Here is a 22311-nt window from a genome sequence, read left to right as displayed (position 1 = left end):
CTCGTAATTCAGTCGTCGATGCTCCGGCCATACGCTTTCCACAGGCGCCTCTGCATTTCGACGAGACCGCTGCTGCTTCTGGACGGGAGCTTTGCCAACAGGCCCAGATCCAGCAACGCGACGACCTGTTCCCAATTGTACGGCATACCGTGCAGCCGCTCCCTGCGAAGCCGGGCCGCTTCTTCTTCGCCCCGCCGGCGAATACGCACAAGTTCGCGCTGCTGCTCAAGACTCAACTGCTTCATGCCGAATCTCCGAGCAGTTGTTCCGCCTGCCGTAAGAGATCTGGGGAGTCCGCGATAAGAAATATCTGCTCAAGTTGGCGATAAATATATCCGGTGTCAAGGGACGCAGTGCGTATGACGATGCTCTCGGCGTCCAATCTGTCCTTTCTTCGGTCAGAAAACATTTTCATGATAAAGAGGTCCTCTGCTGTGCAGCAAGGAAGATGTATGCCGGGAGCGAATTCCACGTTGACCAGTCTGTCCATCATTTCCTCCTCGAATGGCAGAGCGCCCAATGCTATATCGATATCAATACCGTTGCTGCTTCGGAGCAGCAAGACACGGTTGGCCACAGCGAATTCAAGCGCACTATCGATCCGGGCCTCAAAGCGAGCATGGAGCGCGTTGGCGTACTGTTCCTCCATTCCGATACCCGAGAGCACGGTAATATTAACATCAAGTGTTGTTCGTGCCTCTCCCCAATGCTGTATCGCAAGCCCGCCGATAATACAGCATCGCCAACCCTCCGTGTGAATGAAATCGCAGATTTCCTGCGCTGCCTCAAGTATGGGATTCATCTCACTTCCTCGCTTTCATACAGATGGACGGAGCTGAATCGAAATGCGTGTGCCGGAACAGTGTGCCGGAAACAGATCGTCGCCGTCGAGCCAAAACAACAGCACGATATCGCCCAGGCCTATTGCGCTGCCACACACAATCAACAGCTCGCCCGACCCCCTCCAGCCCTGCTTCTCCCGCCTCATCATCGGTATTCGAATTTCTTCCTTCTGTCCTTTTCTGTTCTTTCTGTTCTTTCTGTTCTTTCTGTTCTTTCTGTTCTTTCTGTGGTCTGTGGTCTGTGGTCTGTGGTCTGTGGTCTGTGGTTAGCTGGCAAGCGTGCGATCTACATACATGGCCAGCTTGCCCAGCGACGTCACATAACTCCCGAACTCATTGTCATACCAGCCGAACAGCTTGGCGTGCGTCACGGGTACCTGAATCGGTTGATCGCTCTGTACGCCGGAAGTGCGGAGAATGTCTGTCGGCAAATCAATGAATCCCGTCCGGGTATGCGTGTCGAAGCCCTCGATCACCACCGCTGCCGGGACACCCAGCAGGTCGGCCGACACGTTTTGCTTCTCGCTGAAAACGAGCAAATCCTTCTGCGCACCGGCCGCCGCCTGCTTGTAGAGATTGTTCAGAAATGCGCGGTTGATGGTCGGCACCCCTTTGTCGTTCAACGGCGAGTGAAACGTGAGGTTGAGATTGATAAGCGACACCGTTGTGGTCGGAATGCGGACGGAATCCGCCATGAAGCCGACGCGCTTGATCTCGGGGAGAACGAGTTCCAGTGCCTTCGCTGCCCCGGTGGAGGAGAGAATGATGTTGTTGAACACCGAACGCGTCTTGCGCAGGTCGGACGCACCGGACTTGGGCACTGCGTCGAGAACGCTCTGCGTGTTCGTCGCCGCGTGAATGGTCGAAAGCGACGCGGTAAGGATGCGCGATGTTTCCTCGTTTTCGAGCAGAGGCTTCATCATGTGCGCCAGTCCCGTGGTGGTGCAGGATGCCGCTGAAATCAGGGCATGTTTGCGCGTGTCGAAGTTCGTGTGATTGATGCCGTAAATCATCATCGCGCTGTCGTCGGGCATGCTTGCCGCCTTGTCTTTGATCTTGAACGGCGCGCTCGCCAGCACTACGCGTGCGCCGCCGGCGAGGTGGCCGCGTATGCTGCCCTTCGCGTCGTCCATCGGGATGGTGGGATCGAGGTAGACGCCGGTGCAGTCAATGACGACCTGCACGCCCATGCCCTTCCAGTCGATGTCCTTCGGATTCCGTGCGTTGCGCAATACCGTAATCGGCAGGCCGTGGATTTCCATTACACCGCTCTGCTCGTCGACGATGCGTATGTCCCGTTTGCCGGAGAGGCCGAAGAGGAACATCTCCATCGGTCCGTACGTGGAGTCGGCCCCGATTTGATGCGCGAGATCCTCGAGGGAGCGACCCACTTCACGACCCGTGTTGATGACGATGCCGTCAAAGTGCTTGTTGTGCACAAAAAACCACAACAGCATTTTGCCGATGCGGCCGAGACCGTTGATGCCGAGAAGATTCCCGCGGCGGACATCGCTGCTCATACTGACCTCCTGTCAGGGAAATTGGATTTTTTCATAGCAAATGGGGTGCGTCCCCGTAAAAATAAAGCCGAGCCGTCCATCAATTGCGATGGAATCGCCGGCGGCCCAGCGATGCGGACCAATCGAACAGGTTTTTTTCGTCTCGTCGACGATCAGATCACGGCAGTCCACCACGCAGGTCTTGCGCAAGCGTACCGCTGTCACCGCCGCGTGCGAAGCGGCACCACCGCGGGCGGTCAGCAAGCCATCGCATTCGAAGATCATGCCGATGTCGTCCGGAACGGTGTCCGGCCGCACCAGTATCATGTGCTCTTCGGGATGCACATGTCGCTGCTCCTCGAGATCCGACATATCGAAACAGACGATCCCGACCATTGCGCCGCCGCCGATGCCGAGCCCGGTGCCCGCAGGGTGCAAGGTGCCCGGGGGACTGTCGAACACCGGCATTTCGCTTTCGTGCAACACAGAGTGATCGCGTGTCTGCAATATGTACAGATCTTCCGCTTGTTTCGTCTCGAAGGTGAATTCTATCTCCTGATGTCCGAAACCGCGGTCGTACACGAGTTCCCGGGCGTACGTGTGCAGCTTCGCGAATATCTCCGGGAAGTTTCTCTCGAGCGACAACTCCTGCGGGGTATTGGAGCGCTTGCGCTGTTGCTCGGAAATGGGAAGCACATGCACCAGCCCGCCCACGATATCCTCACCCTGACTGCAGATGGTGAAGTCGCCGTAGAGGTGTATGCCGGGTTCGCGGGAGAATGGATCCCTGGTGAACAAGACGCCGGTCCCGGAGTCGTAGTTCAGATTTCCCAGTACCATCTGCTGCACGACCACCGCCGTGCCCCAATCCTCGGCGATACTCAATTTGCTGCGATACACCTTTGCACGGTCCGTGTACCAGGAATCGAGCACCGAGAGAATGGCCTGGATCAACTGGCGGAACGGATCCTCCTCGATGCGCACACCATGCTCTTGCAGCACATCCTTGTAGGTGAAGGCGATATGCCGCATCTGCGCCGGAGTGAACATGATTTTCTGTGTAACGCCATACTCCTCCTTGAAACGCATCATGATGCCGTCAAAGGAATCCCGGTCAATGCCGTAGGCCATGCCCCAACCCTGAAGGAAGCGGCGGTAACAATCCCACGAGGTCCACCCGTAATTATGCTTCGTGCTCAATCGCTCGACAATGCTGTCGTTCAATCCCACATTCAGAAAGGTGTTCATGGCTCCGGGTATGGAAATCGCGGCCCCGGAACGGACGGAAAGCAGTAACGGATTGTCCGGATCACCATAGCCCCTGCCGGTGATCAATTCCAGATCGTGCACGCGATCCATGATTATCGCATCCACTTCCGCACTCATATCCGGGTGACGCGTCAGCATGGTCCTCCGGCGGAACAGCTCCGTGGTCAGCACAAAGCCGGGCGGAACAGGAAAGCCGAATTGCGTCATTTTCTTGAGATAGTATCCCTTGGCCCCGAGAAACACCGGATTGTCTATATCGCTGTTCTGCTGATACAAGCGCGTGGTGATGAGCCGCGGTTCGTAGGTCAGGGCGCTTTGCGCCGCATCCGAAGGCAGATGCCGCATCATCTCGTTCAGCGACGCCACCACGGAACTGATGAAATTGTCCAGCTGCGGCACCGGGAAACTGCCGGCAATCAGATCCCGATAGAACTGCTCGGAGAGGGCATGAAGCTGCTGTACCTGAATGTCCTGGTGCATCGCACGCACGAGGCGTGTCAGCATGGCGTCATGCGGCTGAATGAAGTTTTCCGTGATGATACCGGTGACGTTCGAGGCCATGAACTGGAACAGATTCATGAACTGCCCGATGGTGAACGTCCACGTCGTGAGACTGTAGCGGAACATCTCCAGCGTGCTCGTGAAACCGACATCGGAGAGACCCTCGATCTCGAGACTTTCGGTGAGTGCCGAAAGGATGAGCGCGATACGTTTGAGCGTCGGCGCGGTGATGTATCGGAGATTCGTTTCCGCGATGAGCTTTTCGATCAGCTGCGAGGCCAGCGCCTCGAAGCGGAAGGTGAGACCCATGGCCTGGAATTTTGGCTCCAGATAGCGCCCGTACATCGAAGGGATACCCGCCGCGATATGGCGTTTGTAGTAGATGTCTTCGATACCGGTCGTCTGCTCTGCATCGAGAATCACATTCCGCAGGCGACGAATGGCGTCGAGCACAAAGGTCAGGGCCTTCATCGCGTCACCGGACGCAAGCAGACGTTCGAGTTCGTCAATATCGTGACGTCGGAATACCGCCAGTTTCTCCATGTGCGGCACGATGTCATGCACGTCTATGGTGTACTTCTCCGTCAGCAATTGCTTGATGCGCACGAGATGCCGCACACGGGCGCGGTGCATGCTCGGCACCTCGGTCATGGCATCCAACAGCGCCTCGATACGGCGGAGGGGTATGGTCGAGAGAAGTTCGGGCGGGAGCTGCAGGGTGGCGCACAGCGTGCGTACGGTGTGGTGAACATCGTCGTACCAGTGCCCCTCCGCTTCCAGTCCCTCGGCCACGTCCAGCGGGAGATACGGGAGCAGCGCCTCGCTGTCGCCATCGAACCAATACCGCAGAATGCCGTCTGTGAGCTTGATATGGAGGTTGTTGCTCTCGGCGTGTACCTGCTTTCTGAGAAAATGAATGAGGCGGTCGTGGCGCTGCGACAGCTCGTCAATCACCGTACTGGTGTCGCGCAACTCGCCTTCGGCGCCGATCTCGTTGAAGTACACGGGAAACAGCATCGCGAGCTGTTTGACGAGGTAGTACACGGGACCGATGTCGGCATTCAGCAGTGCGGTCACGTCGCGCTGAAACAGATCCGTATCGGAAATGAACACGCCGCCGAGCTTCAGATTGATCAGCAGGGCCGAAAGCAGATGGCGCCACGACGCAGGATGCAACTGGATAAGCGCAAGCCACACGCGAATGTTCTTGATGTGATTGCGGTCGACGCTCACCTGCCATTCGTCCGTGACCCCGGAGAGTTTCGGGGTGACAAAGCCGAAATCCACCAGATGCTCGATGAACGCGTCTATCAGTCGCTGCGATTCCGTTGCATGCACTTCGCGGCCGAGCGTGAGCACGCAGTCGAGTATGCTGGACATATGCCTGTTCCGCAACTCCCCGAACATCGTGAAGAGTTTGCCGAAAAACACCAGCAGCTCGTCCTCGCTACAGGCGTCGCGCAGCAGCTTCAGCGCGCGGTTGATGTCCCGCAGCAACTGCTCGCGCATGCCGTCCATGCTCTCCTGATGGATGACGATGAACAGCCAGGACAGGCGTTCGAGGGGCGACGCAAACAATTCCGACGCCGCGACGATACGGTCGGCCGTGGCGTTGAAGTCCGCCACGCGCACAAGATCATCCCACTCCCGCGCGTTGCGCAGCACGGCGCGCTCGCGTTGGAAAAACGGCTGTCCGGCAAAATCAATGATGTGATCATAATTGCCGGGGAACAGGGTTGAGCGCTCCGTCAGCCAGCGTTCGACATCGGTCTGATTGCTCCAGTAATCGAGCGACAACTCCAGTGAGCGCTTGAGCAGATCGGACAGGCCCGGGCGGAATCTTGCATCCCCGGGTAAGTGACGAAGCAGAGCGCGCAGCAACCCCGATGCCGCTACGTGCAGTTTCTCGTTCCCTTCCAGCATTTCTCGTATGAGCGCCAGACCTGCTTCTATATCACCAAGAAAGCGGTCATGATCCTCACGCTCGCGGAGATGCTCAAGAAATTCGAGCAGCGTCTGTAAACTCCGTTTCTGTAGCGGAAGGGGATATTCCTCGGCGAGCTGTTCGCGAAAAAGGGAAAGCAGGGTGCGGAGCAGCGCGGGCGCATCGTCATGTCCGGCATAAAACCATAGATCTTGTAACGCGATCTGCCGGAGGCCTTCGATAAGCACCTCGCGATTCGGGAAGCGATGGTGCAGCTCCGCGAGAAACTGCACGAGCCGCCGCTGAATGCCATAATGCGACGCGGCGGCGTCCACGAGAAACTGATGCTCACCGGGGAGCGTGAGCTCCTCGGTCCGCGTTTTCTCGAGATTGACCCGCAGCGCGGTCGATTCAAAGCGACCAGTGGTCGTCATGACATTCTCCGGTAATAGCACCCCTGTGCTGTGTTCAACGGCCGCCGCACAGCTCCCGGCCGGATTTCCTTTCCTGAATTTAGGAAGAAAGCGCATGATTTACGAGACGCGGACGGAAAGCGCCCGCTCATCCCGACGGCACGCTGCCGCGATTCTTGTCAGAGGTATCGCGCGGCACAGCACGCATTTTCCTATGTTGTTAGTATGAACACGCAGGAAACGTACAGCTTTACACCGATCGGCTACATCACGTCCGACGCGCTGGCACGCTACGATGCGCCGCGTCAGGGGGTGCTGTCGTCCGCGTGTGAAGCGGTACTGCGGCTGTTGCCCGGTCATAATTTTGAGCAGGCGGTCGGCGATCTCCTCGGTGTCGAACGTGTGTGGGTGCTCTATGTCTTTCACCTGAACACAGGCTGGAAACCGCGCGTAAACGTCCCGCGTCACAGACGCGATAAGGTTGGGGTGTTCGCCACCCGCGCACCCTATCGTCCGAATCCGATCGGACTCAGCTGTGTGCGCCTTCTGTCGGTGGACGGGCTCGAACTCCGTCTCGCGGAATGTGATCTTCTCGACGGTACGCCTGTGCTGGATATCAAGCCCTATTTACCGTATGCCGACGCTTTCCCGGACGCCTCGACAGGCTGGGTGCGTAACGACGAAGAGTCGTACACCATCGAGATCACACCGTCTGCACGCGAACGTCTCGATTGGCTGCGGCAGGAAGGCGGCATAGACTTGCGTCCCTTTATCACGCTCCAGCTTGAGGTCAATCCGGTGCGGTCCAAGCGCAAACGCATCAAAGCGCTTGGCGATGCCGACGACCACCGTTACGTTCTGGCCCGCCGCACCTGGCGCATCGCGTTCGAGCTCTGGCACGAGAACCGACGGGTTCGTGTGTTCGACGTGTTTTCCTGCTACACTGCTGCCGACCTTGCCGCCGATGAAGATCCCCACGAGGATAAGAATCTTCACCGACGCTTCAATGCCCGCTTCTCCCGGCAGCCCTTCGCCGAGGGTAGCGGTCCAATTCGTGGATGATATCTGCTCGCATTGGTCCCTGAGCGTAGTTCCGACGGTTCATGAGGGTAGTTCCGGCGGTCCCTGAGCGTAGTCGAAGGGCCGCCCGACCACTGCCGAAGGGACCGCCCTTCGGCTACAGTTGAGCGAAGCCGAAACTCGCTCAAGTACCAGCCATCACAGTGATCATCGTTCCACATTGCGCGATGTCATCCGCATGGTTCTCTGACGCAGCGAAGATCCCATCAGGCAATACCATATTTGGCCGAATCCCACCGGAATACTACTTTCCACTTTTCCACCGCACCGAGGAGCTTCCATGGCAAAGAAAATCAATCCGTTCGATGAGCATGTACAACCGCCGTTCGCGGGATTTCCCAAGGACATGTTGCGCTTTTTCAAGGAATTGAAGGCGAATAATACCCGCGAATGGTTTCTCGAAAACAAGAAACGCTATGAAGAGAGCGTACGGGAGCCCATGCTCAGTCTCCTCGACGACCTGGCAAATCGTCTTCGTGCCGTGGACAGCGATATCGAGATCGATCCCAGGAAAGCGCTGTACCGCATCAACCGTGATGTGCGCTTCAGCGCGGACAAATCGCCGTACAAAACAAACACCGCCGCCGCCTTTACCCTGCGCGGCTACGACAGAAAAGTGGACGCCGCATATTATTTCCACATCATGCCCGGCGAGGTCGGCGTGGGCGGCGGCTTGTACGCACCGTCCGGCGACCAGCTCAAAAAGCTGCGGCCCGCAATCGCCGCGAATCCCGACGAGTTCCGCGCCATTCTTGCAGATAAAAAATTCGCACGATTGTTTGGCGGATTGACGGGTGAATCTCTCACCCGCGTCCCCCAGGGATTCGATAAGGATCACCCTGCCGCCGATCTCCTCATGCGCAAACAATTCCTCGCATGGGCCGAACTTCCGGGCAAATCACTCGACGACGGCGGCTTTGCCGATATACTCGTCGAGCATTTCACCGCCATGACTCCCTTTATCCGCTACCTCCTCAAGAACGGGTAGAGGGGTAGTGCGAAAAGTGAAGAGTTAAACGTGAAACGTTAAAAGTTAAACGACGCCTTGAGCCCGCAGGACGACACTGTAGAGGTGAAGGGTGAAGAGCCCGAAGGGCGCCACTGGAGAGGTGAAGGGTGAAGGGTGAAGGGTAAAGAGTAAAGGGATCCCGAGCCCGAAGGGCGACACCTCCTCTGACCCCGGGCTTCAGCCCGGGGCCTCTGACCCCGGGCTTCAGCCCGAAGGGCGACACCTCCTTTAACGCCTCCTACCGCAATGCATCCCGCAGGCGCTGCGCGTCGTCGAAAGCGACGATCTTCCCCTTGATGTGTATCAGTCCTTCGTCCTCGAGCTTGCGGAAGGTACGGGACAGAGTTTCCAGCGACATACCCAGCGTTGCCGCGAGCACGGACTTGGATACCGGCAGTCGGATATGCGATATCAGCACGGAGTGCGACTGCCGGGAATGCTCGTCCACGATATACCGCAACAGGCGCGTACGCACATCGAGCGCCGTCAGATCTTCCAGTTGCGAGGCAAGGGCGCGCAGGCGTTTGGACAGACCCGCAAGCATCTTCAGTGCGAGTTCCGGATCCCGGTTGATCAGCGCCAGGAAGCCATCCTTCTCCACGAAGCACAGACGGGAATCCTCCAGAGTCTCCGCATGCGCCGGATAGCCGCTGCCGGCAAACATGGGGATTTCCGCCAGCGTCTGCGTCGGGAAAAGCAGATGCAACACCGTTTCCTTTCCCTCGGCGGTCATGCGGAACACCTTTACCGATCCCTCGATCACTACGTACATCCCCCTGTACGGCGCGCCCTCCTCGAACAGCAGCGTCCCCTTTTTCACATCCTTCAGCGTGCACGATTCCATCAGGACGATGAGGTCGTCGAGATCGAGCTCGGAAAAGAGCGGAATGGTTCTGACGATATCGAGTAGGGTGTCGTCGTTCATAGGGTAAAATAGCAGAATTCGAACGATATGTGACCACCCGCAGGAGCGGGACAGGGCCTGCGCCTGGTCGTGCGAAGGCAGTTGTAGCGCCGGATGGCATAAAAAAATACAAATCCTCCAAAATCTGATCTGTGTCAAATTTCTCCCGGCAACTGGTGTCTAGATTGCATGCAGGAGCAATCACCAATCAGCACAGGAGATGTGACATGAATACAACAGCGCAAACCGTCGGCGACATCGTTCGCGAAAATACACAGGCAGCCCTGGTGTTCGAATCGTACGGGATTGACTACTGCTGCGGCGGAAAAATTCCCCTTGCCGAAGCCTGCGCCCAGCGGGGTCTCGATGCCGGCGCGATTCTCGATGAGGTTGCGAATCTTCCCCGCAACGGATCGCCCGATGTGACCGCCTGGTCCGTCGAATTCCTCATTGACTACATCGTGAATACGCATCATCAGTACGTACGCACGATGCTGCAGCCCATCAGCGAACATGCGGCAAAAGTGGCCTACCGTCACGGTGAATCGCATCCCGAAACCATCGAGGTCGAAGGGATTTTCCGCGCCGTGCGTGCGGAACTGGAATCGCACATGGTCAAGGAGGAGCAAATCCTTTTCCCTTACATCAAGCGTCTCGCCGCCATCGAGCGCGGCGATATGCCGAACACCGGCGGTGGACTCGGATCCGTCATGGGCCCCATCTCGGTCATGGAAGCGGAACACGAAAACGTCGGCCGCGCCTACGAACGCATCCATGCGTTGACCAACGGTCTGGAAATTCCTCCCGATGCCTGCACCACCTTTACACTGCTCTACAACGAACTGCGTGAGTTCGAACAGGATCTGCACATGCACATTCACCTCGAGAACAACGTGCTCCATCCCCGCGCCATCGCGATGGAGGAAGCACTGTTCGCGATCCATTGATCCACGCACACTCCACCTCAACACTCTGAAGCACTTCAAAGGAATTCCGATATGAAACACGAAGAACCTCGCTCCGGCATTTGGAAGCACGTTCTGCTCCTGACCATGCTCTTCGGCTTTACCGTTCTGCTCATCGGCGGCTATTGGGTCTATGAAGACGCCGCCCCGCGCCCGGCCGAAATTGTGGACAACAACGGCAACGTCCTCACCACCTATCAGGCTATCATGGCCGGACAGGCCGTGTACCAGAGCCACGGGCTGATGCAGTACGGCAGCACCATGGGCCACGGGTCCTATCTCGGACCGGATTTCACCGCGCAATCTCTGCATATCACTACCACCACCATGCGCGACCATTATGCGCACACTCTCCATGGCAAAGAATATGCCGCTCTCGACATCGCACTGCAGGACGCGATCGCGGCGCAGGTAAAACGCGAACTCAAGCACAATGGCTACGATGCCGCAACGGATCGCATTGTGCTCACCGACGGTCAAGCGGCGGCGTTGGAAGCCGTACGCGCGCATTATCGTGAGATGTTTTCGAAAGCCGATGACCGCGCGGGTTTGCAGGCCAATGCGATTATCCGCACTCGCGAAACGACGCAGGGATGGTTCATGGCGGGCGATCAGGCCCAGCACATGGCAGACTTTTTCTACTGGACGTCCTGGCTCTCCACTGCCATACGGCCGGAAACAACGAGCAGCTATTCCAACAACTGGCCCTTCGACGCCGATGCGGGAAATCAGCAATCCGCCAACTCCTTCGTGTGGAGCGGGGTAAGCGTCACGTTGCTCATTTTCATGACCGCGGTGCTGCTCTTCGTGTGGAAGAAATACCGGCTCGAATCGGAGGAAGCCTTCAGCAGCTTTCCCGCCTTCAACATGAACCGCCTCATGCTCACGCCGGGACAGCGTGCGGTGGGGAAGTACTTCGTGGTCGTGACGCTGCTCTTTCTCCTGCAAACCGTGCTCGGCGGCTATATGGCCCATACCTACATCGAGGGCAACAAATTCTACGGCTTTGATATGGCGGCGATACTGCCGTTCAACATCGCACGCACCTGGCATCTGCAGCTCGCAATATTCTGGATAGCCACCGCGTGGATGGCCATGGGGATGTTTCTGGCGCCGATGATCAGCGGCAGCGAACCGAAGCATCAGAAGCTGCTGATCAACGCGCTGTTCGTCGCTCTGGTGGCGCTCGTGGGCGGAAGCCTCGCGGGCGAATACCTCGGTGTTCGCGGCGATTTCGGCGACAACTGGTTCCTCTTCGGCCATCAGGGCTGGGAGTATATCGACCTCGGCCGCTTCTGGCAGGTCATCCTGGTCGTCGGTCTCACTCTGTGGCTGGTCATCGTGTATCGCGGCATCAAACCCGCGCTGCGGAAAGAAAGCGACAAGGGCGGACTCACGCATCTGCTGCTCTACGCCACCATTTCCATACCGCTGTTCTACGGATTCGCGTTCTTCATGAGCCCCGGTTCGCATATCACCATGGCCGATTTCTGGCGCTGGTGGGTGATTCACCTCTGGGTGGAAGGCATGTTCGAAGTGTTCGCCGTGGTGGTCATCGGCTTCCTTATGGTGAACATGGGCCTGGTGACCAAACGCTCCACGCTCCGCGCGCTGTACTTCCAGCTCACGATTCTTCTGGGCAGCGGCATCATCGGCACGGGACATCATTACTACTGGATAGGTGTATCCGAAATGTGGCTTGCGCTGGGTTCCGTGTTCTCGGCGATGGAAGTCATTCCCCTCACGCTGCTGGTCGTCGAGGCCTACGAACACTACCGCTACATGAAACGCGGCGGTGAGGAATTCCCGTACAAGTGGGCGTTCATGTTCCTCGTGGCCGTGGCGTTCTGGAATCTCTTCGGTGCCGGCGTTCTGGGCTTCCTGATCAATCTCCCTTCCGTCAATTTCTTCTCGCATGGCAGCTTCCTCACCTCGGCACATGCACACGGCGCGCTCATGGGTGTGTACGGCATGCTCGGCATCGCGCTGATGCTTTTCAGCATGCGCACCATATCCAATGAGAAAGCGGACAAACTGCTGAAGTACTCGTTCTGGGGTCTCAATGGCGGCTTGATGGGTATGATTCTCATCACCCTGCTGCCCGTCGGTTTTATGCAGCTCTTTCAGGGCATAGAAAACGGCTACTGGTTCGTGCGCACTATTGATTTCTACTATCAGCCCGTGGTGCACACGCTGTTGTGGCTGCGCATGCTTCCCGACACGGTGTTCATCGTCGCAGGCGTGCTCCCGCTGGTGCTTGCCATCTACAAGATGTGGCGCAATCCGCGACAGCCGCGCGAAGACATGGGCGGCATGACCTTTGCGGATGTGCTGCGGAAAAATGAAAAACCCGTGGGTGTCGTGTCCGAATTACAGGACTGACGTACACCCGGAGCCCTCTCTCTCCGCCGGATATTTCCGGGGTGCATACGGCAGAGGGAGGGATATACCGTCCCGGCATTCCTTTGCCGGCTTCACACAGCGGGCGCTGCCGAAAGGAGCGCCCGCTGTGTTGTATCCGATACTGATACCCGTTATGTAAAAAAGATCATCGCCTGGCCGCAGGATTCATGCTATCCGTGTCCCTCCACCGGAAATTCCTCGATCTGCGTGTGGGGCTTACGCAGTTCGAATACCAGGACTTGCCCGGGCGCGAGATCGAAATGGAACCCTCCGTCCCCGCGCGTACTTTCTGCGCCGGAGAGCTCGTCTTTCAATACCGTAAAATCTGTATCGAGGGAAAGGGCGACATGCGCACCGGCATGCACATCCATGTTCGCGACTATGGCAAGTGTCCTGTCGCGCGCCGGCGACATCCGCAGGAAGCACAGCAGTGAGGGATTGCCGCACTCCAGCACCTGTATGCTGCGCGCCGAGGGATTGACGATCACGTCGCTCCATGCTTCGCGTAGCGTCATCACACGTGCGATGTAATCGCTGATCTGCCCGCCGTTGTCCCAGCACAATGCGGATTGGGAGAACAGCGGCAGTGTATGCGACGGCAACGCGGCGATGTCCTCGGGCGTGAAGCCGAGGCCGGTGTTCACCGGGAAGGTCTCGCCCAGCTCGAAGCCCTGATGGATGAACGGTACCGCCGGGAGAAACGCGTTCACCGCCGTCACCAGGCGTGAAAAATGCAGACCGCCCGGACGCGTGGCCGCCCGCGGGGTGTTGTGCGTCTCCGGCGTTGCGAAGAAGGGCACCGGTACGTCCTGCGATTGAAGCATGTGCAGAAATTCGCGCAGCTTGGCCGGGATATGCTCGTCGCTCCACAAGTAGCCGACGGTGGCGTTGTATCCCTCCTGACGGCTTTTGACGGAGATGGCGAAGTTCTCTTCCCAGAACGCGAAGTCCGGATCGATTTTCCTGGCCCGCTCCACCATGCTCTGTTTGAGTCTCTTGGGAAGCGCATGGCCCATGTCAATCATCACGCCGTCAATCCCGAAATTTTTCTGAAAATGCGGAATGATGTTGATGATGTTGTTCCACAAGCCCCGGTTTTCATGTTCCACCGTCGCCAGCCGGGAATCGTAAATGCGAATCGTGTTGTAGGCGATGTAATTGAAGCCCGGATGATCGAAGAGCTTGAGATAGGTCACGTCGTTCCAGGGCGGCTGCACGTCGTCCGGTGGCCAGTCCGCGAAAGCCCCCGGTATGCGCACACGTGTGCCGTCGCCGAGTATGCCGATGTAGCGGTCGCCTTCCTTGACGACTTCCTCCGGAGCGCTGCGGAACATTTGCCTGTACGCCATGCCCGGTGGCGGCAGACTGCTGGTGTCGTTGCGCTTCACGCGCAAGTTGATCACGTTCAGCTCTTCGCTGCTGAAGCGCGGATTGCCGTAGCCATCCTCATGCCCGGCGCCCCCGTCGCGATCCGGAATGGCTTCGTCTATCCAGTAAAACCAGTTCGGATGCTCGGGAATCCAGTCGCTGTCTTTCGAGGCGGTGCGGAACACGAACTCCATCACCACACGCATGCCCAGGCGATGCGCCGCTTCGACGAACGCGGCAAACTCCGCCTCCGCTCCGAGTCCGTGAAAGGGCTCAGCCAGTCGCTGATCCAGCTCGTAGGGATTCCGTATCGCGTACGGCGATCCGAGCGTCCCCTTGTTGCCGTCTTTCCCGATGGCCGTGATGGGCAGGAGATGAATGGTATTGCAGCCCAGACTCCTGATGTGCGGGAGCATCGCGATGCTTTTGAGAAACGTCCCCGTTTCGCGCAACCCGCCCGGTAGATCCTCGATCCCGACGTTGCCGTCGCCGTCATGATCCCAGGCGGTCGTGAGACGCGTGAACATGTTGTATACCACGGCGCCCTTCGTCCATTCGCCGCCCGAGGCCTGCCGTACAGGGGAGGCGTCCGGCAACGACAGTATCGCGTCAATGCCTTCCAGGAAGAACGGGATGGCTTTGACGACCCGCACACGTTCCTGTTCTGTATCACCTGCGTGCAGCCAGAGTGCCGGGATGCGGTACTCCGTGCCGATGTTCTGATATTCCTCTTGCGCGATCGCATCGCGCAACGTCTGTAAAGCGATCATGGCGTGTTCCGCTGTGATGGAGATTGCTGGCGTGCCGAAACTCCGGCATGGGAGAACAACGTATATCCCGCGACTCCGGCGCTACCAGCACACAGCGGAGCGCCGCGTCGTCGCAGGCGGTAAACGTCAATCCTGAAAATATTCGGCTACTTTGTACAGGTCGGGATCGAGTTCCTTGATGCCCGTGGCAATCTGTGTGATGTCAATGTCCACGATCTTCGTCCCCTGCAAGGCCACCATGCGTCCGAAGCGCCCTTCGTGCACCAGTTCCGCCGCGCGTACACCGTAGCGCGTGCCGAGTACACGGTCGAACGCGGACGGCGAGCCGCCGCGCTGAATATGGCCGAGCACGGTGTGACGTGTCTCGAAGCCGAGGCGATTCTCGATTTCATCGGCCAGCACTTTCGCGACGCCGCCCAACATTACATGACCGAACGCGTCTTTTTTCATGCTGGCGATCACATAGCTGCCGTCCTCGTCGCGCTCGCTGTCCGTGGCGACTTTCGCACCTTCCGACACCACTACGATGCTGAAATTCTTTCCGTTTTCATGACGCCGCTTGATGCTCGCGCACACATCCTCCACGCTGAAGGGATGCTCGGGCACAAGAATCACGTCGCCGCCGCCGGCGATGCCCGCGTACCAGGTAATCCATCCCGCGTGACGTCCCATCACTTCCACTACCAGTACGCGGCTGTGGCTCTCGGCTGTGCTGTGCAGGCGGTCAATGGCCTCCATGGCGATGTTCACCGCCGTGTCGAAACCGAAGGTGAAGTCCGTGCCCGGCAAATCGTTGTCAATGGTCTTCGGTACGCCCACGAGTTTGACGCCGGCTTTGTGCAGTTTCACGGCGACGCCGAGCGTGTCCTCGCCCCCGATGGGAATGAGCGCGTCGATGTTTTCCTTCGCGATAGTGTCGAGAATGCGCTGCTCCCCGTTCTCGAGCTTATAGGGATTGGTGCGCGAGGTGCCGAGTATGGTACCGCCGCGGTGCAGAATACCGCTGACCGCATCGCGCCCCAGAGGCATGGTGATGCCTTCCACTATCCCTTTCCATCCGTGCCGGAAACCGGTGACGGAATGACCCAGCTTGAGAGACGCGCGCACGATGCCGCGAATAACAGGATTGAGTCCGGGACAGTCGCCGCCGCCCGTGAGCACCCCAATGTTCATAATGTATTCCTCGAGAAGCAGTGAGAAAATCGATAGACTCTCAAAGATACGCATTGCGGAACAAATCCGATAACCACACTCCCGGGAAGCGGCGTACGGTTGACATCGGATGCATGGCGAAGATGTTCGCTGCCGCTGTCGGCCGCATGCGATGCGAGCCCTGCTGTCTTGAGAAGCCGCGTGCGACGCGACGATTTGCACCGAATGCCGCTTTCCTGCATCATATATGATTCCACAAATGCACCGCCCGGCACTTCCGGGCTTCACATAGAGATTCTCACTACCATGAAGCTCACACTGACACTGCTGCTGTTTTTTGCTTCCGCACTCGCGGTCGCGCAACAACCCCTGCGTATACCGGACACGCTCTCCGGGCCCGAGTACGAATTGGTGCTGCGCGAAGGTGCGACGGAGTTCTTCCCCGGCATCCGGACTCGGACAATGGGAGTGAATGGCGATGTGCTTGGCCCGACGCTGTTACTCAACAAATACGACGACGTGAGTCTCCGTGTCATCAATCAACTCTCCGATACGACGACGTTGCATTGGCATGGTCTGCATGTCGCCGCGCGCAACGACGGCGGTCCGCACAGCACCATAGCACCCGGTGCGACCTGGAATCCGCGATTTACTGTATTGGACTGGGCTTCGACCTACTGGTACCATCCGCATCCGCATCATAGAACCAACGAGCACGTTTCACTGGGTATTTCGGGCCTGATCATTGTGCGCGACAGCGCGGAAGCGCGTCTGCAACTCCCGCGGCGATACGGCGTCGATGATTTTCCTCTCGTCGTGCAAAGCAGAGATTTCGATGGAAGCGGACAGATCGCCATGCATACCGCTCACGATTCGACTCTGATGGTGAATGCAACCATCAAACCCTATCTCGATGTTCCGGCACAGATCGTGCGTTTTCGCTTGCTCAACGGATCCTCGGAACGCACCTACCTCTTCGGACTTTCGGATAACCGGCCCTTCCATCAGATCGCTTCGGACGGCGGTCTTCTCTCGACGCCTGTCCGCATGACCCGGCTTATGCTCTCTCCCGGCGAGCGGGCGGAAATCCTCGTCGACTTCTCGAATCAACGCGGTCAGAATGTTCTTCTGATGAATTTCGGTTCGGAAATCCCCTCCGGTATTTACGGCGCGGCACAACCCGGTATGGGGCCGGGGCAGACCATTCCCGGCTACACGGCGAATCCGCTGAATGGCAGGAACAGATCGGTGCTCGAGTTTCGCATCGGCGATGCAAACGCGGAAGCGATTACCTCGCTGCCAACGTCCCTCGTTCCACATGCTCCATGGCCTGCCTCGAGCGCCGACACCACGCGCACATTTACCTTCATGTCTTCGATAATGGGGCCACGGGCAATCGAAGGACCCTTCATGATCAATGATGTCCATTTCGATCCGGACATCATCAACGAATATATCCCATTTGAGAATGTGGAGGTTTGGGAATTGCGCAACATGACTCCCATTGCCCACCCCTTCCATATACATGATGTGCAGTTTTGCATACTCAGCATCAACGGCGTGTCGCCCCCTCCCGGCCTCGCCGGTAGAAAGGATGTCGTGCTCGTGCCGCCCGGCAACGGCGTCGTCCGCTTCATCACGAAGTTCGAGACCCATCACGACAATACGTTTCCCTACATGTACCATTGTCACCTGCTTACGCATGAAGACCATGGTATGATGGGGCAGTTCATCGTTTCATCCCCGCCTGTTTCAACCTTCAGAGAAATTCCCACCGTGCGCGATCGTGCCGTCCTCAGGGAAATACACCCCAATCCCGCCAGCGATGTCGTAACACTCCGCTACGAACTCCCTTCCGCGGGGCATGCGCGGCTCCAGGTATTCGATGCGATGGGACGACTTGTCGCAACGCTCGTCAATTCCGAGCAGCAGTCCGGGGTACATCAGACGCGCTTCACCGCGGCAGGTCTGCCGCCGGGAATGTACACCTGCGTGCTGCGGACGACCGATGGTTCAGCCGCAATGAGGACGTTTATCCTTCTACGCTAGGCAGATTTCCGCAAGCGAAATCGTTGTCTGCGCGTTCTCTCCCGATGCCCTGCGAGCATTGAACTTTCCTCCTCAGTCCGTATGTTTAGGAATGGTCTGCTCACAACATTGCACAGCACATGAAGCTCTACGTTTCCAATAAGCGCGAAACCCCCCGCATGTTCGACAACGGCGTCATGGAGTTTTTTTCGCGTACCCATTGGTCCGTACCACTGTGGTTCTTTGTCCCTATCGTGATTTCCTTCGTTGCGCTCGGTGTCCTTCGCGGCAGCTTCACCATACCGCAGCACATCGGTCTGCTTCTCGCCGGGCTGTTTATCTGGACTCTGACGGAGTACGTCCTGCACCGCTTTGTCTTTCACTATGAGCCGCGGACCGACTGGGGCCGCAAATTTCACTGGATGTTTCATGGGGTGCATCACGACTACCCCAGCGACCCCCTGCGCCTCGTGATGGTTCCCTCCGTCAGTCTCCCGCTGGGTGGGCTGTTTTTCCTTCTCTTCTACGTCGCTCTTGGTGATCCGTCGGTATTCCCCTTCAGTGCCGGCTTCTTCATCGGGTATCTGTTCTACGATATCACCCATTACGCCGTGCATCATTTTCCGATAAAGGGAAAACTGTTCGGCACGTTGCGCGAGCTGCACATGCGGCATCACTTCCAGCAACCTGACCGCGGCTTCGGTGTCAGTTCCCCGATGTGGGATCACGTCTTCCGCACCAGCATGCTCCGCGAACGCTCCCGCGTCTCCGAATCTTCAAATGATGAGTTAAACGCAAACAGTTAAACGTTAAAAGTTAAACGTTAAACGACAAATAGGTTGGTATCCTCGTATTCCCTGCGGATTGACGAGAGATCATGTGTCTTCCAACCTCTAACTCCTCCTTTCACTTTTCACCTTTCACCACGAAGTGTCGTCAGCCTCTGGCTGAGCTTGGGAGGAGAGGTTGCGCTTGCGAGAACCCCACACTTTACGTGCGGGGATTGAAAAAGTGTCGCCCTTCGGGCTCACAATTTCGTTTAACGTTTAACGTTTAACCCTCCCCGTATTATGAAAACGGCGAACCGTAGTCCGCCGTTTTCGTTTGGTCACAGGAAAATCGGTCAGGGGCTGACGTACACACCACTCTTATCGGCATCAGCCACGACGGCGGACGAGAAGCGGCCGCCCCAGCGGAAGCGGCGGGCGTAATAGCCGTCCGTGATGTGGTTGAAGGTGACGCCGATGGATGTGGACGAATGTGCGAATACGCCGTTCCCGAGGTAAATGCCGACATGCCCGATGCGCTTGGCGGTACGGCGGGTCCCGGAGAAAAACATCAGGTCCCCGAACTGCAGGCTGTCAACAGAAAATATGGGAGCGAACTCTTTCGATTGTGCGCTGGAGGAATTCCCGATCCGGCGTCCGAGCGTCTCATCCACCATCTGACACACGAATCCCGAGCAATCCACACCGCCGCGCGAACGTCCGCCGTAGCGATAGCGCGTACCGAGCCAGTCCTCGATGGACTGAAGCAGTTCGAGCCGAAGCATGGGATTGACGAAAGGGGAGGTGGCGTCGAAGGGGGCGGGGACGGGGACGATGGAGCTGCCGCGATAATAAATATCCTCGAAACGAACACTCTTCGCTTCGAGAATATCTGCGTAGTTGGGCAGGTACTCACGAAGCACGGCCAGAGCGGCATGTTTGCGTGCAAGGGATTTTTTCGCGGCGCGGGTTTTGGGGGAGTTTTGCTTGACGGCGTGTGTGTTGCTGACGGCACCGCTCATGGTCGAAGGTGCTAAAACGATGACTATCGCTATTGTCAGCAGGAGCAGGAATTTTAAGGTTCGTCGATTCATAGGCCTCCATGTGCCAGGGTACAACGTGAACAAAAGCTCTCCGAAGGTTTCGAAGATTCTTTAAGGTACGGATACACGGCAATGCGATGCAAGCTCGGCGCCGTTTTCCCGCCGAGACCTTCCCGGATTCCCCGCCTATGCCCCAGAAACGGCCAAAATCGTAAAAAACACCCCCCACATAGCCATGTTCCCCCTACCGCAACAGTCCGTCAGGCGTTCCGGCGACACCGAAAAAACGCAAATATCTGAATTACTCCTCCCCGGCCCGAAGGGCCGAACCCTCCTCTATCCCTCCGATGCATCGGGGGGAAGGGGGGGCGCCTTGGAATTACCTCCCCCCGATGCTAGTTTACAGGAGTTGCTTGTGTCATTTCGATCGGACGCTCATGAAGCTGCTCGTCACCATCCCCGTGTACAACGAAGAGAAAGCTCTTCCCGTCAGCATTCCCATGCTGCATTCCTTCCTGAGTGAGCACATGGACGGATACGACTGGAGCATAGAAATCGCCGACAATGCCTCCATAGACCGGACACCCATGGTGTCCGAATCTCTCGTCCGCGATTATGACCGTGTCCGCTATCTCCGCCTCGAACAAAAAGGCCGCGGCCGCGCGCTCAAACGCTCGTGGACCGGTTGCGATGCGGATATCGTGAGCTACATGGACGTTGACCTGTCCACGAATCTCGAATCTTTTCCTCCCATGATTCACGCCCTCGCGCACGAGGGATTTGACATCGGCACCGGCTCCCGCCTGATGAAGGGCGCAAACACCGTGCGCAGCGTCAAGCGGGAGTTCATCTCCCGAAGCTACAACCTCATGGTCAAGGCCATGTTCTTTACCCGTTTCTCCGACGCGCAATGCGGTTTCAAGGCGGTGACACGTCAGGTGGTGGATGTGCTTCTCCCGGAAATCGAAGACAATGTCTGGTTCTTCGATTCCGAGCTGCTCATCATCGGCGAGAAATGCGGCTACAGAATCTATGACGTCCCTGTAAAGTGGATCGAGGATCTCGATACACGCGTGAAAATCGTCAAAACCGCCATAGACGACATCAAAGGCCTCCTCCGCGTCCGCCGCAAATTCTGGGCCGGGGCGTATCGCGATCTGAAAAAATGATCCATTCGCGAATGACACGTATTCTCGCATGGGACTAGGGACACGGATCGTCACGAATAGATCGTTCTGGGGAGTGTGCCGACAGTTCTGAGGTATGGGATAGGTACTCGGATCACACGGATCGGCACGGATTTTCACGGGTGCTTTTTCGAAAAACATCCCACAGATTTTCGCTACGAGCATCGAAATAATTCCTTCCGCGTAGATCCGCCTTAATCCGCGCCGATCCGCGTCACCCCAATCCGCGTCACCCAAATCCGCGTCACTTAGATGATCCGCGTAAATCCGCCTCGATCCGCGTAAATCCGCGTCACCCCAATCCGCGTCACCCCAATCCGCGTCACCCCAATCCGCGTCACCGCGTTTTGCAGTTTTCCCCTCAGCCGGTATATTAAAGGATCAGGACAAACTTCAATTTCAATCAGAAACACAATGAATATTTACGTTTGCGTGAGCCATGTGCCCGATACCACCACCAAGGTGATGGTCGGCAGCGATGGCAAGCATATTGATCCCAACGGCGTCACATTCATTCTCAATCCCTACGATGAGTACGCCGTCGAAGCCGGCTTGCAGCTCAAAGAAGCCCGCGGCGGCGAAGTGACCGTCGTCTGTGTCGGTCCCGAAGCCGTGAAAGAAACCATGCGCAAAGCCCTCGCCATGGGCGCCGATAAGGGCCTGCACATCAAAACCGACGATCAACGCGATTCTTTCGGCATAGCCCGCGCCATCGCGGATGCGCTCGCGGACAAAAATCCCGATGTCGTGTTCTGCGGACGTCAGTCCATTGATTACGACAGCTGGCAAATGGCCGGCCTGCTCGGCGAAATGCTCGGCATGCCCTCCGTGTCCGTGGTCGCCAAACTCGACATAGCGGAAGATGGCAGTTTCACCGCCGAACGCGATATCGAGGGCGGACAGGAAACCGTCACGTCCAAACTGCCCGCCGTCATCTCCGCGCAGAAAGGACTCAACGATCCCCGTTATCCCAAACTGCAGGGCATCATGGCCGCCAAACGCAAGCCCATTGATGAAGTCGTGCCCGCAGCGTATCAGAACCGCGTCGAAACCGTGTCCATGAGCAAGCCCGCCATCAAATCCGCCGGCCGCATCGTGGGCGAAGGTCCCGACGCCGTCAAGGAACTCGTGCGACTGCTGCACGAAGAGGCCAAAGTGATTTGAGGAAAAAAGGTGAAAAGGAAAAA

At 57.6% G+C, this 22311-nt stretch carries 16 protein-coding genes; 8 read left to right on the top strand and 8 right to left on the bottom strand.

The window, feature by feature from the left end; translation table 11 throughout:
- Positions 1-8: 8 nt before the first annotated feature.
- From M5R41_12190 to M5R41_12175, 4 genes are all read right to left on the bottom strand, one after another.
- A complete protein-coding gene (locus M5R41_12190) occupies positions 9-245 on the bottom strand; it encodes a hypothetical protein (GenBank protein ID MCZ7557149.1) in 237 nt (78 codons plus the stop codon).
- Positions 242-802 carry a hypothetical protein gene (locus M5R41_12185; protein ID MCZ7557148.1) on the bottom strand — a complete coding sequence of 187 codons (561 nt, stop codon included), beginning with the start codon at positions 800-802 and terminating at the stop codon, positions 242-244. Before M5R41_12185 ends, M5R41_12190 begins: the two co-directional genes overlap by 4 nt.
- A 306-nt stretch (positions 803-1108) precedes the next feature.
- Positions 1109-2362, bottom strand: a complete 1254-nt coding sequence (locus M5R41_12180) for a glyceraldehyde-3-phosphate dehydrogenase (GenBank protein MCZ7557147.1) — start codon at positions 2360-2362, stop codon at positions 1109-1111.
- A gap of 12 nt (positions 2363-2374) precedes the next feature.
- On the bottom strand, positions 2375-6469 hold the full coding sequence (locus tag M5R41_12175) for a PEP-utilizing enzyme (protein MCZ7557146.1): 4095 nt from the start codon (positions 6467-6469) through the stop codon (positions 2375-2377).
- Positions 6470-6673: 204 nt separating this feature from the next.
- On the opposite strand from M5R41_12175, the gene tsaA reads away from it, so the two are divergent.
- Entirely contained in the window at positions 6674-7510 is an 837-nt protein-coding gene (gene tsaA, locus M5R41_12170) for a tRNA (N6-threonylcarbamoyladenosine(37)-N6)-methyltransferase TrmO (protein MCZ7557145.1), read from the top strand.
- A gap of 298 nt (positions 7511-7808) precedes the next feature.
- The gene (locus tag M5R41_12165) at positions 7809-8516 is read left to right on the top strand and encodes a DUF2461 domain-containing protein (GenBank protein ID MCZ7557144.1); all 708 of its coding nucleotides are present in this window, start codon (positions 7809-7811) and stop codon (positions 8514-8516) included.
- 259 nt (positions 8517-8775) lie between these two features.
- On the opposite strand, the gene M5R41_12160 is transcribed toward M5R41_12165, so the two are convergent.
- Positions 8776-9462, bottom strand: a complete 687-nt coding sequence (locus M5R41_12160) for a Crp/Fnr family transcriptional regulator (GenBank protein MCZ7557143.1) — start codon at positions 9460-9462, stop codon at positions 8776-8778.
- Between the two features lie 206 nt (positions 9463-9668).
- On the opposite strand from M5R41_12160, the gene ric reads away from it, so the two are divergent.
- Positions 9669-10388, top strand: a complete 720-nt coding sequence (gene ric / locus M5R41_12155) for an iron-sulfur cluster repair di-iron protein (protein MCZ7557142.1) — start codon at positions 9669-9671, stop codon at positions 10386-10388.
- A gap of 51 nt (positions 10389-10439) precedes the next feature.
- Complete coding sequence (locus M5R41_12150; protein ID MCZ7557141.1) at positions 10440-12788, top strand: nitric-oxide reductase large subunit; 2349 nt, start codon at positions 10440-10442, stop codon at positions 12786-12788.
- 191 nt (positions 12789-12979) lie between these two features.
- On the opposite strand, the gene M5R41_12145 is transcribed toward M5R41_12150, so the two are convergent.
- Positions 12980-14947: an alpha-amylase gene (locus tag M5R41_12145; protein ID MCZ7557140.1), complete on the bottom strand. Its 1968-nt coding sequence runs from the start codon at positions 14945-14947 to the stop codon at positions 12980-12982.
- A 126-nt stretch (positions 14948-15073) separates the two neighbouring features.
- The gene (locus M5R41_12140; GenBank protein MCZ7557139.1) at positions 15074-16120 is read right to left on the bottom strand and encodes a 6-phosphofructokinase; all 1047 of its coding nucleotides are present in this window, start codon (positions 16118-16120) and stop codon (positions 15074-15076) included.
- A 285-nt stretch (positions 16121-16405) separates the two neighbouring features.
- Between M5R41_12140 and M5R41_12135 the strand changes: the two genes are divergently transcribed.
- Positions 16406-18148, top strand: coding sequence for a multicopper oxidase domain-containing protein (locus M5R41_12135; GenBank protein ID MCZ7557138.1), 1743 nt, complete (start codon positions 16406-16408; stop codon positions 18146-18148).
- A 119-nt stretch (positions 18149-18267) separates the two neighbouring features.
- Positions 18268-18933 (top strand): sterol desaturase family protein, encoded by a 666-nt coding sequence (locus M5R41_12130; GenBank protein ID MCZ7557137.1) that lies wholly within the window; start codon positions 18268-18270, stop codon positions 18931-18933.
- 317 nt (positions 18934-19250) lie between these two features.
- Here M5R41_12130 and M5R41_12125 read toward each other — a convergent pair whose 3' ends face one another.
- Positions 19251-19988 carry an NlpC/P60 family protein gene (locus M5R41_12125; protein ID MCZ7557136.1) on the bottom strand — a complete coding sequence of 246 codons (738 nt, stop codon included), beginning with the start codon at positions 19986-19988 and terminating at the stop codon, positions 19251-19253.
- 386 nt (positions 19989-20374) lie between these two features.
- Here M5R41_12125 and M5R41_12120 point away from each other — a divergent pair, with 386 nt between their 5' ends.
- Both M5R41_12120 and M5R41_12115 read left to right on the top strand, forming a co-directional pair.
- A complete protein-coding gene (locus M5R41_12120) occupies positions 20375-21106 on the top strand; it encodes a glycosyltransferase (protein MCZ7557135.1) in 732 nt (243 codons plus the stop codon).
- Between the two features lie 432 nt (positions 21107-21538).
- Entirely contained in the window at positions 21539-22288 is a 750-nt protein-coding gene (locus M5R41_12115; protein ID MCZ7557134.1) for an electron transfer flavoprotein subunit beta/FixA family protein, read from the top strand.
- Positions 22289-22311: the final 23 nt, after the last annotated feature.

Source organism: Bacteroidia bacterium (assembly GCA_027493955.1).
Classification (GTDB): domain Bacteria; phylum Bacteroidota; class Ignavibacteria; order SZUA-365; family SZUA-365; genus JAOSJT01.
Note: the sequence above shows the minus strand (reverse complement) of the source record. Positions and strands in the feature narration are given on the sequence as shown.